We start from the raw sequence: 15,611 nt of genomic DNA, 5'->3' as shown, positions 1-15,611 counted from the left end.
CACCGTGCACGACCTGTCGCGGCGTGCCCCCGCCGTGTGGCCGTGCGCCCGCCCGTGCGCTCTTCTCCGGCCAACGGGGGAGCGGTTCCATGGCTAGTGCGTGGGTCGGCCCGCTGTACTGGATCCAGTGGGCTGGGGGACACCGCCACCTTCATCCCCGCGGGTGGCGGACCGGTCCGGGAGGCGATGCCCGCCTCCCGGACTGTGCGCGTTCGGGCACACGCGCGTGCGGTGCGCAAAGCGTGTACGGAGCGTGCGCAAGCCCGTGTGGTCATCGGCGATTTGGCCGAAAATCGACCCCACCTTTTGCGGGTGATCAACGCTCCTACCACGGGAATTGAGGGCGCGAAGGGCGTTTTGGGGGAGCGTACGGGGGCGCATTCGCGTCGCAGTCGCCCGCTGTCGTAAGGCGGTTGGCTCCCGCCGAGACTCTTCCACAGCACGCGCGCGTGGCCGGTCCTGCGGCAACTCCGTGAAATCTTCCAGGGATCAAAGGCGGCCCCACCGCCCCTCCGGAGCGCGTCCTTCATGGCAGCATGGGGACCCGGTTCGTACCGTGCATGTTTGTCCACAGCCTGTGGAGGCGTCGATGCGGTGGTTGGTGGGATGGAGCAGCACCGCCTCCGGTGCCGCCACGCTCGGCTCCGCCGGCGCCATGGGCTACGACGGCGAGACCGTCCACCCCGTCGGCTCCCAGCTCCTGTGGGGCGACCCCGACCCGCTCTGGGCGGTCGGCGACTGGCGCCCCGACGAGGTGCGCGTCATCAAGGCCGACGCGCAGAACCGCATCGCCGTCCTCGGCACCTGCGGCGCCACCGACGAGGAGCTGCGCCTCGGCCTCTTCACGGCGCGCGGGGGCGCACTCCGGCATCTGACCGCCTGGCCCGGCAGCTACACCGCCGTCGTCCAGGTCGGCCGCCGGGTCACCGTCTGCGGCGACCTCGCGGGCGCCCGCCCGGTCTTCTACAGCCCCTGGGCAGGCGGTACGGCCTACGCCACGGCCGCGCTCCCGCTCGCCGACCTCATCGAGGCCAACCTCGACTACGGCCACCTCGCGGCCCTCCTCGCCGCCCCCGACGTACCGGCCGCGGTGCACGACTCGACCCCGTACGAGGGCGTGCGGCGCATTCCGCCGGGGCATGCGCTGATCCTGCGCACCGGGGCGCGCGAGGTCGCCGGGTACGAGCACGTCGCCTCGCTCGCGGTCGCGGCACCCTCCGCCGACCCCGACCGCGCGGTGGACGCCGTACGGGACGCACTCGTAGAGGCGGTACGCGCGCGGCTGTCGGCACCCCGGCACGTCCCGGACATCGACCCCGGTCCGGTACCCGGCATGGGCCCCGCCGAGCGTCGCGCGGCGCGCGGGATGCCGGTCCCGGGCATCGGCGCCGACCTCTCCGGCGGCCCGGCGTCGGGGACGCTCGCACTGCTCGCCGCGGGCCTGCCCGGCATGCCCGGCACGGTCCTCGGCCACGGCACCGGCGCCGGCGAGCGCCTCCTCGCCGTCACCTTCAACGACCTGGCCGTGGGCGGCCGCGAGGCCGAACTCCAGCGCGCGGGAACCCTCGCCGCCAACCCGCGCCTGCACCACGTGGTGGTCACCGGCGGCGAGGAGATGCTGCCGTACGCCGACCTCGACGGCCCCCTGACCGACGAACCGGGCCCGTCCCTGATCTTCGCGGCCCGGCACCGTGCCCGGCTCGCCGCCGGCAGCGCCGACCACTTCACCGGCTACGGCGCCCGCCAGGTCCTCGACGCACACCCCGCGCGCCTCGCCGACCTGCTGATGGACCGCAAGCGCCGCCACCTCGTCCGCCCGGTCGCCGCGCTCGCCAAGGCCGACGGCTCGGTGATGGTCCCGGCGCGCGTGTACAGCGCGGCGCGCCGACTCGCGCGTACGCCGTACCGCGCGGGCGTCGAGTCCCTCGCCGAGCGCCTGCTGCGGCGCCGGTTCGACGACCCCGGCGGCGCGGTGGGTGCGTCCCTCGCGGCGCTCACCTGGGCGAGACCGGGCCCGGCGGCGCGCTGGCTGACCGGCGAGGCCCTCGCTGAAGTATCGGTTCTGCTCCAGGGTGCGGCGAACCGCTCCGGCGTCGGCCCCGGGCAGCGCCCCGGAGACTACCGCGCGCGTGCGGTGCTGGCCCGCCACGCGGCCGACATCCGCGTCCTGGAACAGGCGGCCGAGATCCGCTCCCAGCGCCTCCACACGCCCTTCCTCGACAACCAGGTGGTCCGCGCCTGCCGCGACCTCCCCGAAGCGCTGCGCGTCCAGCCGGGCGCCCGCGCCGCGATCCTCCGCACGGTCCTGGAGGGCGCCGGCGTCGCCGACCTCCCGCCGGGCTGGGGCGCCCCCTCCCACGCCTCCTCGGCGGCCGCCACCCGCACGGGGCTGCGCGTCGCGGCCGACGACCTGATCTCCCTCTTCGCGACGCCGCTGCTGGCGCAGGCGGGCCTGGTGGAGGCGCGGGTGGTCCGCAAGGCGCTCCGCGCGGCGGCCGCGGGCGAGCCGTTGCCGCTGGACGGGCTGGCCGACCTGGTCTCCCTGGAGCTGTGGCTCCGCCGACTGCTGTCCCGCCGGGGCACGTGCTGGACGGGGACGCCGGCACGCGCGCGTGCGGTCCCTGCGGGGGTGACGCCGATGAGGGGTGCGTTGGCGTCGGGGGCGTGAGGTTCGCGAGGGGGTCGCCGTAATCCGGGGGCTGCCGCCCCCAGGCCCCCGCATCAGGGTTGCGGCCCCTGTGTTTCGTCCGCGGGCCGGTGGGGGTTGCTCGCGCAGTTCCCCGCGCCCCTAAAGACCTAAAAACTCAACTGCGGGCAGTCGTGCCGCTGGGGCGGCACGGGTGGGCACTGGGGGTCCCCCCGGCCGAAGGCTGGGGGAGGCACCCTGCAAGCGCCGGTAAGCGACACCCCCCGCCCCGGCCCCCACCCCGGGCACCCTTCGACTCCCCGCGCTGAAATGCCGTGCCCCCGCCCCCACCCGGGGCAACCCGCAACCCCCGGCGCCGAAACTCCGTGACCCTTCCTCCGCCCCCGGCAACCCGCAACCCCCGGCGCCGAAACTCCGTGACCCTTCCTCCGCCCCCGGCGACAATGACCCGGTGCGGTACCGAATCCTGGGCGTGGCCCAAGCCGTCGACGACCAGGGCACCCCCATACCCGTCGGCGGCCCCCGCCTCCGCGCCCTGCTCACCGTCCTCGCCCTCCACCCCACCCGCACCCTCACCCCCGAAACCCTCATCGAGGAGATCTGGGCGACGGACGACGAGCCGCCCCAGGACGCCCCGGCCGCCCTCCAGGCGCTCGTCGGCCGGCTCCGCCGCAGCCTCGGCAAGGACAGCATCGCGTCCGGCCCCGGCGGCTACCGCCTGGCGGCGACCGAGGACGACATCGACCTGCACGTCTTCGAGCGGCAGGTACGCGAAGGCACCCGAGCCCTGACCATCGGCGACCCGGCGGCAGCCCACCGTCTCCTCAGCACGGCCCTCGCCCTGTGGCGCGGCCCGGCCCTCGCCGACCTCCCCGACCGCACCGCGGCCGCCGCCCGCCCCGAGGCGCTCCGGCTGGAAGCCACCCGCGTCCGCGCCGACGCCGCCCTCCGCCTCGGCCGTGCCGTCGACGCCCTACCGGAGCTGACCGAGCTCACCACGGCCCACCCGTACGACGAGCCGCTGCACACCCTGCTCATCCGCGCCCTGCGCGACACCGGCCGCCCGGCCGACGCCCTCGCCGCGTACGAGACCACCCGCCGCACCCTCGCCGACGGCCTCGGCACCGACCCCGGCCCGGAACTCCAGGCGCTGCACGCGTCGTTGCTCACCCAGGAACACAGCCCCCTCGGCGCGCCTCCGCCCCGCACCGGCAACCTCCGTCCACGTCTTACCTCTTTCGTGGGCCGGGAACCCGAACTCGAAGCCGTTCGTTCCGAATTGCACAGGGCCCGTCTCGTCACCCTCACCGGACCGGGCGGCTCCGGAAAGACCCGTCTCGCCGAGGAGGCCGCCGCCGGGCTCCCGCAGGCATGGCTCGTCGAGCTCGCCCCGCTCGACCGGCCGCAGGCGGTGCCGGGCGCGGTGGTGAGCGCGCTCGGCCTGCGCGAGACCGTGCTCATGACCAACGAGCTGGCGACCGTGCAGAAGGACCCCACGGCCCTGCTCGTCGAGTACTGCGCCCCGCGCAGCCAACTCCTGATCCTTGACAACTGCGAACATGTCATCGAAGCAGCGGCCGTCCTCGCCGAGACCCTGCTCACCCACTGTCCGGGGCTCACGGTCCTCGCCACCAGCCGTGAACCCCTGGGCGTCCCAGGTGAGTCGGTGCGCCCGGTCGAGCCCCTCGCCCCCGAGCAGGCCCACCGCCTCTTCGAGGAGCGCGCCGCCACTGTCCGGCCCGGCACCGCCGCCGTGCCGGGCGACGCGGCGGCGGTCGACGAGATCTGCCGCCGCCTGGACGGACTGCCCCTTGCGATCGAGCTCGCGGCGGCCCGGCTGCGGCTGCTCACGCCCCGGCAGATCGCCGACCGGCTCGACGACCGCTTCCGCCTGCTCACCTCCGGCAGCCGCACGGTCCTGCCCCGCCAGCAGACCCTGCGTGCGGTCGTCGACTGGTCCTGGGACCTGCTCGACGAACGGGAGCGGACGATGCTCCGCGAGGCGTCCGTCTTCGCCGGCGGCTGGGACCTCACGGCGGCGGAGGCCGTGTGCACCGGACCGGCCACCGACCTCGTCGGCGCGCTCGTCGACAAGTCCCTGATCGTCGCCACCCCGGACGGCACCGGTGGCATGCGCTATCGCATGCTGGAGACCATCCACGAGTACGCCGTCGAGCGCGCCGCGGAGGTCCCCGGGCTGCGCGCGGCGGCCGAGCGGCGGCACGGCGCGTGGGTGCGCGCGCTCGTGGAGGAGGCGGAGCCGAGACTGCGCTCCGGGGAGCAGCTCCCCTGGATCCGCCGCCTGGAGACCGACCTCGACAACATCCGGGCCGCCCTCGACCGTGCGGTCCGTGCGGGCGACGAAGTACAGGCGGGCCGGATCGTCCTCGCCGTCGGCTGGTTCTGGTGGCTGCGCAACTACCGCCAGGAGGCGATGGCCTCGGTGCGCGCGGTACTGCGCCTGGGCGTCGCCCGGGACGCCCTGCCCGAGGGCGCAGGCCCGGACGAGCTGCGTGCGCTCGCCGACGCTGCGGACTTCGTGGGCGCACTCCTGGCCGCCCCCGGCACCGAGGCCGGGCATCCGCTGTACGAACTGCGCATGGACCTCAGACTGCTCGACCTGTTCCTGGCGTCCGAGTCCGGCCAGCCGGACCTGGTGACGGACGAGCGGACTCCGCGGTACGTCGCGCTCATCAGGGCCGCGTTCGAGCCGGGCGGTCCCCGGGCCGCCCGGCTGCCGGGTCTCATCTGGCCGCTCACCGCGTGGACCCTGGGCGGTCCCGCCGTGGACATCGCCCCGGACATGGCCGCCGTGGTCGCCAACTGCCGGGAGTACGGCGGCGACTGGGAGGTCGGCGTCACCCTGATGTACCGCACCCACATCCTGGTCGACTCACCCGGAAACCTGCGGGGCGTCGACGAGGACCTGGCCGAGCTCCGCGTCCTCAGCAGGCGGGTCGGGGACCGCTGGATGGGCGCGCAGGTGTGCAGTGCGGCCGGCGAGGCGGACATGGCGCGCGGCCGGTTCGCGGCGGCGGAGAGCGAGTACCGGGAGGCGCTGCGGCTGGCCCACGAGGTCGGCGCGTACGCGGAGACGCCGTTCCTGCTCGCCCGGCTCGCCGAGATCGCCTTCCGCTCCGGCGACCGGGCGGGTGCCCAGGTCACCCTCGACCGGGCGGGCGAGGCCTCCGACCGGTACGGGGTGGCGGAGTCGAAGGCGTACGTGGCGCTGCTGCGGGCGATCCTGGCCCATGACGACGGGGACCTGGCCCGGGCGCGCGAGTGCTACGAGACCGCCCGGGACGCCACGGCGGCCGGCTCCGCGCCCCCGCAGTTCGGGGCCGCGATCCGCGCGGTCGAGGCAATGCTCACGGCCATGGAGCACGGCCCCGCGCGGGCGCTGCCGGTCGTGGCCCGGGGGCTGAGCGAGGCGGTGGAGTACCGGTGCGCCGAGGTGATCACGGCGGCGCTGGTGGACGTCGGCGCCGACATGCTGGCCCGGCTCGGCGATCTGACGGGTGCGGTACGGCTGTACGCCGCCGCCGACCACTGGCGCGCCGGGAGCGTCCGCCCCCAGCCGGAGCGCACCCGCGCCGAGGAGGTCGACGCGGCCGCCCGCGCGACGCTGAGCCCGCAGTGCTACGCGGCCGAGCGCAAGCGCGGCGCCTCCCTCACCGAGGAGGACGCCCTGCGCGAACTGAGCAGCACACCGACCGCCGCCACCGGCACCTGAGCCAGCGCACCGACCGCTACCGGCAGGTGAACTTCGACTCGGCCCAGTCGGCGAGCGCCACCGTGTCGAAGGCGGTCTGCGGCTCGACCACCAGACGCACGGTCCGGTGCCCGGTGAGGTCCACGTGGACGGGTACGGCGGCCTGCCCGCCCTCGACCACCCCGGACCGCCACAGCCGCACCCCGTCCGCGTAGACGGCGAAGGTGACCTTGCCGAGGCCGAGGGTCATGTCGTCGACGCCGGCCATCGCGTCGTAGGCGGTGCACTGCCGGTTGAGGTCGATGGTGACGGAGGACCGGCCGTGCACGGTGACACCGTGCGCGTACTCCTTGCCGGCGACCGTCACGCCGTACCGCTGCCACACCCAGCTGCTCTCGCCGAGCCGCATCTCGGGCCGGGTGCCGTCGCCGGTGACGTCGAAGCGGAGCTCGCTCCACTGGTAGACGACCGGGGCGGGCGGCGGAGTGGGCGTCGGAGTGGGGGTGGGGGTCGGTCTCGGGGCCGGCGTGGGTGACGGGGTGGGGGTCGGCCTCGGACTCGGGGCGGGCCTGGGGCTCGGGGTCGGCGTCGGAGTGGGTGTCGGGGTGGGTGTCGGGGTGGGTTCGGGGGCGAGGACGACCGGCTCGGGTTCCGGTTTCTTCTTCGTCGGGGTGGGAGTCGGTGCCCCGGGCTGCACGGCCGGCGCGGACGGGGTGGGTTTCACGGCCTCCTTGACCGGGTGGCTGTCGTTCGTCAGGGCGAGGGCCACCACGGCGATGGCCGCCGCGACCACTCCGGCGGCGATACCGGCCTTCACCGGCCCCGCGAGCCCCTCCGAGGCGGCGGCACCCCCGGCCCCGCCGCCCGCCCCGCCGGACGAACCGCTCGCCGCGGCGGCCGCGCCCGCGGCCCCCACCCCGGCGCCCCCGGCGACGATCCCGAGTGCCTTGGCGTACCCGGCGGCCCCGAACCAGCCGATGACCGCGACCGGTACGACGGCCGGGATACCGCTCGCGACCTCTTCGATCTGGGCGGCGGCCAGCCGGCACCTGGCGCACTCCTCCAGGTGCTTGCGCAGCCCCCGCTCGGCGCGGACCCGCAGCTTGCGGCGGGCGTAGCCGCCTAGCTGGTCGGCGTAGCGGGCGCACTCCTCGTCGTCGATGAGGGAGGCGCTCACATGGGCCTGGAGGTAGGCCTGCTTGAGGCCCTCACGGGCCCGGCTGGCGAGGACCCGCGTGCCGTTGGCGTCCAGCCCGAAGAGGGTGGCCACCTCGCTCGGCGACTCGTCCTCGATCTCGGTGTGCCACAGCACGGCCTGCCAGCGCTCCGGCAGCGAACGGAAGGCCTGCATCGCCATCGACTGTTCGGCCTCGTGCATGGCGCGCACATCCGCGCCGAGGTCGAGGCCCGCTCCGAAGGAGCCGATGGATGCAGTGGCGTCGGACACCTCGGTACCGTGCGAGGCCTGCGCCGCGAACAGCGCGAAGTCGTCGACGAGTTGCTCCCGCCGGGCCGACTTGATCCACTGCGCGGCGACCCGCCGTACCGAGGTGAGCAGGTAGGCGCGCACGGCGTACTCGGGCCCCGACCCGCCGCGCACCGCCTGCAGCATGCGGGCGAACACCTCGGCGGTCAGGTCGTCGGCGGTGTGCCCGTCCCGGCAACAGGTCCGCGCATAGCGCCGTACCGCGTCCGCGTGCCGCCGGTACAGCTCCTCGTACGCCGAGTCGTCGCCGGCCCGCATCCGCTCGATCAACTGGCTGTCGGGGTGCGGCAGCTCCCGGGGCGGCGGCAGCACACTGCCGTCACGCTGTGCCGGAACGTTCCCCTCCGGCGGTTCGCCGGCCGGCGGCACCCCGGCCCGACCGCCCTGGCTGGGCACCTGCGGCGAGGCCGTCCCCTCACCGACGGACTCGTCCCACCCGTCAACGCTCATCGCGGAACGCCCCCGATGCCTGCCCAACCGACCGAATCACCGGCTCAGACTGCCACACCGTCTTTTGCCCAGGCCCCCGAGCGACGAGACGGTCACCCGGAAGAGGAAACACCGGGACCACAGCGCCCCGTAAGGGAAAACACCGGGACCGCAACGCCCCGTAAGGGAAAACGCCGGGGTCTGCAGCGCCCCGTAAGGGAAAACGCCGGGGACTGCAGCGCCCCGTAAGGGGCGCGGGGAACTGCGCGACCAGCCACAGTCAACCCGCACCCGCCCACGGTCATGGCCCGGCACACGCTGCCGCGCTCCCGCGCACACCGCAAGCCACCGTCACTGCCGGGACCGCAACCCCTCCAGCAAGATGTCCAACAACCGGGACGAAGCCGCCGCCTGCTGCGCAGCATCCGGCAGGGACGGTGCCGCCGTGGCGATCACCAGCAGCACGTCGGAAACCGAGACGTCCGGCCGCAACTCACCCGCCGCCCGCGCCCGTTCCACCAGCCGCCCCACGACGTCGAGCAGCGCGGCCGCGCCCGCGTCGTCGTCGGCGGCGTCGGCCACCGGCTCCCGCTCCTCCGGCACCAGCCGCAACTCCCCGGCCCCCGGCTGCATCCGCTGCTGCGGCACCCGAGCCTCCTCGGTCCCGGAGCCGGCCACGGCACTGCCGCCGACCTCCTCCGGCACCCCGACCCGAAGCACCTGCGGCGGCAGCAGCCGCCCGGCCCCCGACGCCACCGACGTCCGCAGGAAGCGCGACAGCGCCGACCACGGCTCGTCCTCCTGCCCGAGCGCGGCCCGCGCCTGGTCGGTCAGCCGGGAGGTCTCCTCCTCGGCTATCCGCCGTACCAGCACGTCCTTGCTCGGGAAGCGCCGGTACACGGTGCCGACCCCGACCCGCGCCCGCCGCGCCACGTCCTCCATCGGCGCGCCGTACCCCAGCTCGCCGAAGACCTCGCGCGCCGCACGCAGCACGTGCTCCAGATTGCGCTGTGCGTCCACCCGCAACGGCGTCGTACGCGGCCCGTCACCGCGTCCGTTGCCCGCCGTCGCGCTCACCGTTCCGCCACCGGCCGCCAGAGCGGAGGCCGATGCCCAATGTGTGTCCTGAATGTGCATTTGTATTCCCCCGGTTAACGACGTCTCCCCCCGGAGACTCTCCCCGTCACTGATGGCCGGAGCGAGCGGAAATGCGACCGACCCATGACCGATCCATGGACCCCGGGCCGGGTGGACCGCCCGTCGCGGACCGTCCGACCACATCCCCTACACCCCGTCGACACACGAACATAGTTGAGAGGCTGTCAATTCAGAAGGGGGACGTTCCGCACGGTGCGCCCCCCGATCGGAGTACGGGTCGTTTACCTCCCGATTCGGTGCCTTCGCGCCCCCCTGCCCGCCCCCGCTGACCTGGCCCCTTTCGTCCGGCCCTGGGCGCGTGCCCGGCGCACTGCACAGTCGCCGTCCGGTCACACAAATTGCCGGGGCTGTGGACAAACAACAGTCACGGGTGCGTCATGGGATGGTGAAGGAACGTGCGCGCATTCTCGTTGTCGGCGGCGGCTACGTCGGGATGTACACGGCCCTGAGGCTGCAACGGAGGTTGAAGCGGGAGCTCAGGGAGGGTGAGGTCGACATCACTGTCGTCACCCCCGATCCCTACATGACGTACCAGCCGTTCCTTCCCGAAGCGGCCGCGGGTTCGATTTCCCCTCGTCATGTCGTCGTACCCCTGCGGCGCGTTCTGGACCGATGCCATGTGGTCATCGGCGAGGTGACGTCCATCGAACACGCCAAGCGCACCGCCGAAGTCGCCACCCTCGCCACCGCCGAGGAGCGAAAAGGCGCCACTTTCCTGGAGTACGACGAACTGGTCCTCGCCCCCGGCTCGATCGCACGCACGCTGCCCATCCCCGGTCTCGCCGAGCACGGCATCGGCTTCAAGACCGTCGAGGAGGCCATCGGCCTGCGCAACCACGTCATCGAGCAGATGGACATCGCCTCCTCCACCCGCGACCCCGCGATCCGCGACGCGGCCCTCACCTTCGTCTTCGTCGGCGGCGGCTACGCGGGCGTGGAGGCCCTCGGTGAACTGGAGGACATGGCCCGCTACACCTCGCGGTATTACCACAACGTCCAGCCCGAGGACATGAAATGGATCCTCGTCGAGGCCACCGACCGGATCCTCCCCGAGGTCGGCCCCGAGCTGGGCCGCTACACCGTCACCGAACTGCGCCGCCGTAACATCCAGGTGCTGCTCGACACCCGCCTGGAGTCCTGCGTCGACCGCGTCGCCGCCCTCAGCGACGGCCAGCGCTTCCCGACCCGCACCCTCGTGTGGACGGCCGGCGTCAAACCGCACCCCCTGCTCGCCGCCACCGACCTGCCGCGCACCCCGCGCGGGCGGCTGAAATGCACCGCCGAACTGACGATCGACGGCGTCGACCACGCATGGGCCGCGGGCGACGCCGCCGCCGTCCCCGACGTCACCGCCGCCGAACCCGGCACCGAGACCGCCCCCAACGCCCAGCACGCGGTCCGCCAGGCCAGGGTCCTCGGCGACAACATCGCCCACGCACTGCGCAGCGAACCCCTCGACACCTACGCCCACAAGTACGTCGGCTCGGTCGCCTCCCTCGGCTTCCACAAGGGCGTCGCCCAGGTCTACGGGCGCAGGCTGAAGGGCTACCCTGCCTGGTTCATGCACCGCGTCTACCACCTGAGCAGGGTGCCCACCTTCAACCGCAAGGCCCGTGTCCTCGCCGAATGGACCCTCTCGGGGCTCTTCAAACGGGAGATCGTCTCGCTCGGATCACTCGAACATCCCCGAGCGGAGTTCGAACTCGCGGCCGGTGGAAAGCCTCCTCACAGTCCCTCTGACGACTCGAACGGGTCGTCCTGACGGAACTCAGGAACTCCACGGCCCGCCCCGGCGTCTGACGGATGTCGTCGCCGACGGCCACCCTGCCAGACTGCCCTCCGACCGAGCACAAGGCTTCTTCCCAGCTTCTCCCCAGAACTGCACCGGGGGACTTCCCCCGGCCCCCGGCCGCTCCCCGAGCCGGCCGGAGACGACGACACGAGGCAAGGTTTCGTGAACTTCACGCGCTGGAGCGCCCGGCTCCCCGGAACGCAGCGCCGCGCCGCAGCGCGGACCGAGCACGCGGTCCCCGCGGACCGACGGGGGGAAGGCTCCGTGCCCGCGGCCCGCGCCGAACAACTGACCGACAACCCGCCCTGTGTGCCCGCGGTCGACGAACTGCCCGCCCGTGGCGTCCTCGACCACGTCCCGGCCCTGGTCGCCCTCGTCCACGGCCCCGACCACCACATCGCGTACGTCAACGACGCCTATACGACCGCCTTCGGCGTACGCCCCCCGGGCGCCCCCGCCCGCGAGGCACTGCCCGAACTCGCCGAACTGGGCCTCCTCCCCCTCCTCGACCAGGTCCTGCGCAGCGGCAAGCCCCGCACGCTCAAGTCCCGCAAGGCACTCGACGGCCGCACCTACACGTTCACCTGCACCCCGGTCGCCGAGAACGGCGACCGCGACGGTGGCGTCCTCCTCTTCGCCACCGACGTCACCGACCACGCCGAGGCGGCGGAGCGGCTGCGCGCCAGCGAACGCCGCCAGCGCGAGACCGCGGTGACCCTGCAGCGCTCGCTGCTCCCGCAGGAGCTGGAGCAGCCGGACGACCTGCGGATCGCCGCGACCTACCAGCCCGGCGGCACCGAGGCCGCGGTCGGCGGTGACTGGTACGACGTCATCACCCTCGGCGGCGGCCGCACCGCACTCGTCATCGGCGACGTGATGGGCCGGGGCGTCCGCGCGGCGGCGGTCATGGGCCAGCTCCGTACGGCGGTCCGCGCCTACGCCCGCCTGGACCTCCCCCCGCACGAGGTCCTCCAGCTCCTCGACGGCCTCGCCACCGAGATCGACCCCAACCAGATCGCCACCTGCGTCTACGCGGTCCACGACCCCAACGAGGGCCGGCTGGTGTACGCCTCCGCCGGCCACCTCCCGATCCTGGTCCGCGACGAGCACGGCAGCGTGCTGCGCACCGACGAGCCGACCGGACCGCCGCTCGGCACCGGCGGCTGGGTCCACACGTCAGGCTCGGTACCGCTGGGCCCCGGCTCGACGGCCGTCCTCTACACGGACGGTCTGGTCGAACGCCGGGACAAGGACCTGGACGAGGGCATCGAGGCACTGGAGCGCGCTCTGGCGGGAGCCACCGGCACCCCCCAGGTCGTCTGCGACCGACTGGTCCGCTCGGCCGGCGTCACGGCCGACCACGACGACGATGTCGCCGTCCTGGTCCTCCAGCATCCGGCCCGTACGGGCCCGGACAGCGACCTGTTCCGCAACGCCGCCCTGGAACTCCTCGGCGGCGTCGAGGCGGCGCCACGCGCCCGTGCGTTCGCCTCCGGCGTGCTGACCAGCTGGCGCTTCCCGGCCGATCTCCACGACCTGGGCGTCCTCGCCACGAGCGAGCTGGTCGCCAACTCCCTCCAGCACGGCACCCCGCCCATGCGGCTGCGGCTTCGCCGCACCGACCGCCGACTGATCATCGAGGTGACGGACGGCGACGACCACCTGCCGAGGCGCCGCCGCGCGGAACCGGGCGACGAGTCGGGCAGGGGGATCGCCATCGTGGCGACGATCGCTTCGGGATGGGGGTCGAGAAGGACGCCCGGGGGCGGGAAGGCGGTGTGGTGCGAGTTCGTACTGCCGAAGGGGTAGGGAGAGTGCAGGAGGGGTGCGGCCCTGGTGATTCGGCTGCGGGCCGGTGGGGGCTGGTCGCGCAGTTCCTCCCCCAGCCTTCGGCCGGGGGTACCCCCAGCGCCCCTTACGGGGCGCTGCAGCGCAGTGTCCTGCATAGCTGCGGGCAGGCGTGCCGCAGGGCGGCGCGGGTGGGCGCTGGGGGAGGCACCCGGCCAGCGCCGGTAAGCGCCCCACCCCCGCCACCCACTACGCGGACACGGACTCCGAAGTCGCCCCGCCCCGAGCCACGACCCTGCTCCTCGCGGCGAGCCAAGGCCGGTCCTGGACGTCAGTCAGCCGCTTGCCCAGCCGTACCGCCAGCACGCTGATCCCCAGCGAGAACAGCAGGAACGTCACGATGTACGGCGCATGCAGCGAGGCCCCCATCGGCCCGCCCACTGCCGGCCCCACCGCCAGCGCCAGCTGCTTGACCAGCGCGAACGCCGAGTTGTACTGCCCGGCCATCCCCGCCGGCGCAAGGTCGGCCACCAGCGGAGCCACCGTCGGCGACAGCATCGCCTCACCGAGCCCGAACAGCGCGTACGTCGACACGAACGCGGCCGCCGCCATCTCCTGGCTGCCGTGCCCCAGCCCCGCGTATCCCGCCACGACCCAAGCGATGGCCCAGATCAGCCCGACACCCGCGATCACCCGGGACCGCCGCCGACGCTCGACGAACTTGAGCACGGCGAACTGGGCGACCACGATCATCAGCGTGTTCGCGGCCAGCGCCGTGCCGAGCGCGGACGTCGATATCCCCGCGGCCTCCACGCCGTACGCGCTCAGCCCGGACTCGAACTGTCCGTAGCAGGCGAAGAACAGCACGAAGCCCAGCACGGACAGTTGCACCATCGCCCGGTTCCCGAGCAGCTGCTTCCAGCTGCCCTTCGCCGACGACGAGGCCGGCGCGTCCCCGATCCGCGGCGAGTGCGGCATCCGCACCGTCGACATCACGACGGCCAGCAGCAGGAACATCGCCGCCTCGATCGCGAAGAGGAGAGTGAAGGAGGAGACCCGGGTGGTGTCGACGAGGTGGCCGCCTATGAGGCCACCGACGCCCAGACCCAGGTTCTGCAGGAAGAACTGCGTCGCGAAGGCCCGGGACCGGGTCTCCGCCGTCGAGCAGTCCACGATCATCGTCGCCAGCGCCGGCTGCATCACGGCCTGCCCGGCCCCCAGCAGCGCAGCCGCGGCCAGCACGGCCGGGCCGTTCCCCGCCAGCCCCAGGCTCAGCGCACCGATCGCGGCCGTCACCAGGGCGGTGAGAAGGACCGGCCGTGGGCCGCGCCGCACGATCGCCCGGCCGGCGAACGGCAGCACGATCAGCGCGGCCACGGCAAAGACGGCGAGCACGAACCCCGCCGTCATGGCACCGAGCCCCCGCACCTGCGCCACATAGACGTACAGGTAGGGGACGGTGAAACCGAGCCCGAACGCGCTGAGTGCGTTGCCCACGTGGATCCGGCGCATCGCTGCGCCCATCGCCCTGGTCACGTTCACCTCTCTCAGGTCGTCAAGTCACGGACTACTGAAGTCTCAAGACTTTGAAGCTAAAGTTCGAAGCTAAAGACTACATCGTGAAGGACTTCAACGCCAAGCGTGCCCGTGCGATACTTCGGCCCATGGCCGACACCCCCGGCGCCGGCGAGCCGACACTCGACGAACAGATCGCCGCCTACCAGCGCGAGTTCCAGGACCTCGACCCCCAGGTCGAGAAGATCGTCTCGGCGCTCTCCCGGCTCAACCGCCGCATGAACGTCGCCTACGGCCGCCAGACCGGCGCCCTCGGCATCAGCAGCGCGGAGTGGGAGGTCCTCAAGGCCCTCGTCCTCTCCGGGATCCCCTACCGCATGGGCCCAAGCGAGCTGGCCAAGCGTCTCGGCCTCACCCCCGCCGCGATGACCCACCGCATCGACCGGATGGTCGCCGAGGGGCTCGTCACCCGGGAGAGGGACGAGTCCAACCGCGTCCGGGTGATCGTCGAGCTGACCCCAGAGGGGCGCGAGAAGTGGCTGGAGGCCATGCGCCTCGCCTCCGTCTTCGAGGAGGATCTGCTCCAGGACCTCTCCCCGGCGGAGCGTGCGGTGCTCGGTGAGGTCCTCACCAGGCTGCTGCGGCGGGTCGAGCACGCCCAGCCCGACGCCGGCGGCCGGCTCACCGACCTGGACTGATGCCGGGGCGCGTGGGCCTCGGAAAAAATCTTGACAGGGGAGGGTTGACACTCCCATCCCCGCCCCGTAATGTTCTTCGGGTTGCCACGGAGCCGTAACGGTTCTGCGACAGCACCTCCGCCGCATGAGCGGCAACCCAAACCACCAGCACGATCTCCCGACCGGGTTGATTTCGGCGTGCCCGAATTCAATTCGATTTGGAGTCTCAGTGGTGCCCGATCGGACCGCAAGGCCCGATTGGGAATCGCGGAGCGGATCCGCTAAGGTTTGGGACGTCGGAACGGCCCAACAGCCGGGAAGACAACTCCCGCTGACTGGGAATCAGACGCCGAAAGGATCTGATAGAGTCGGAACCGCCGGAAAGGGAAACGCGAGAGCGAGAACCT

At 73.2% G+C, this 15,611-nt stretch carries 8 protein-coding genes; 5 read left to right on the top strand and 3 right to left on the bottom strand.

Translation table 11 applies throughout. The features are described from left to right. Positions 1 to 589: 589 nt before the first annotated feature. Together ACFWPS_RS37735 and ACFWPS_RS37730 are read left to right on the top strand one after the other, a co-directional pair. The gene (locus ACFWPS_RS37735) at positions 590 to 2,668 is read left to right on the top strand and encodes an asparagine synthase-related protein (RefSeq protein WP_383713981.1); all 2,079 of its coding nucleotides are present in this window, start codon (positions 590 to 592) and stop codon (positions 2,666 to 2,668) included. A 430-nt stretch (positions 2,669 to 3,098) separates the two neighbouring features. After that, entirely contained in the window at positions 3,099 to 6,380 is a 3,282-nt protein-coding gene (locus ACFWPS_RS37730; protein ID WP_383713978.1) for a BTAD domain-containing putative transcriptional regulator, read from the top strand. 16 nt (positions 6,381 to 6,396) lie between these two features. On the opposite strand, the gene ACFWPS_RS37725 is transcribed toward ACFWPS_RS37730, so the two are convergent. Together ACFWPS_RS37725 and ACFWPS_RS37720 are read right to left on the bottom strand one after the other, a co-directional pair. Then, entirely contained in the window at positions 6,397 to 8,295 is a 1,899-nt protein-coding gene (locus tag ACFWPS_RS37725) for a sigma-70 family RNA polymerase sigma factor (protein ID WP_383713975.1), read from the bottom strand. Between the two features lie 330 nt (positions 8,296 to 8,625). Beyond that, entirely contained in the window at positions 8,626 to 9,411 is a 786-nt protein-coding gene (locus tag ACFWPS_RS37720; RefSeq protein ID WP_383713972.1) for a TetR/AcrR family transcriptional regulator, read from the bottom strand. A gap of 403 nt (positions 9,412 to 9,814) precedes the next feature. Between ACFWPS_RS37720 and ACFWPS_RS37715 the strand changes: the two genes are divergently transcribed. Beyond that, entirely contained in the window at positions 9,815 to 11,194 is a 1,380-nt protein-coding gene (locus ACFWPS_RS37715; RefSeq protein WP_383713970.1) for an NAD(P)/FAD-dependent oxidoreductase, read from the top strand. 192 nt (positions 11,195 to 11,386) lie between these two features. Continuing rightward, positions 11,387 to 13,033: a SpoIIE family protein phosphatase gene (locus ACFWPS_RS37710; RefSeq protein WP_383713967.1), complete on the top strand. Its 1,647-nt coding sequence runs from the start codon at positions 11,387 to 11,389 to the stop codon at positions 13,031 to 13,033. A gap of 228 nt (positions 13,034 to 13,261) precedes the next feature. Here ACFWPS_RS37710 and ACFWPS_RS37705 read toward each other — a convergent pair whose 3' ends face one another. Beyond that, positions 13,262 to 14,536, bottom strand: a complete 1,275-nt coding sequence (locus ACFWPS_RS37705) for an MFS transporter (RefSeq protein WP_383714109.1) — start codon at positions 14,534 to 14,536, stop codon at positions 13,262 to 13,264. A 140-nt stretch (positions 14,537 to 14,676) separates the two neighbouring features. On the opposite strand from ACFWPS_RS37705, the gene ACFWPS_RS37700 reads away from it, so the two are divergent. Further along, entirely contained in the window at positions 14,677 to 15,225 is a 549-nt protein-coding gene (locus ACFWPS_RS37700) for a MarR family winged helix-turn-helix transcriptional regulator (protein WP_383713966.1), read from the top strand. The last annotated feature ends 386 nt before the right edge of the window (positions 15,226 to 15,611 follow it).

The sequence above is a fragment of the Streptomyces sp. NPDC058457 genome (assembly GCF_042720695.1).
Taxonomy (GTDB): domain Bacteria; phylum Actinomycetota; class Actinomycetes; order Streptomycetales; family Streptomycetaceae; genus Streptomyces.
Note: the sequence above shows the minus strand (reverse complement) of the source record. Positions and strands in the feature narration are given on the sequence as shown.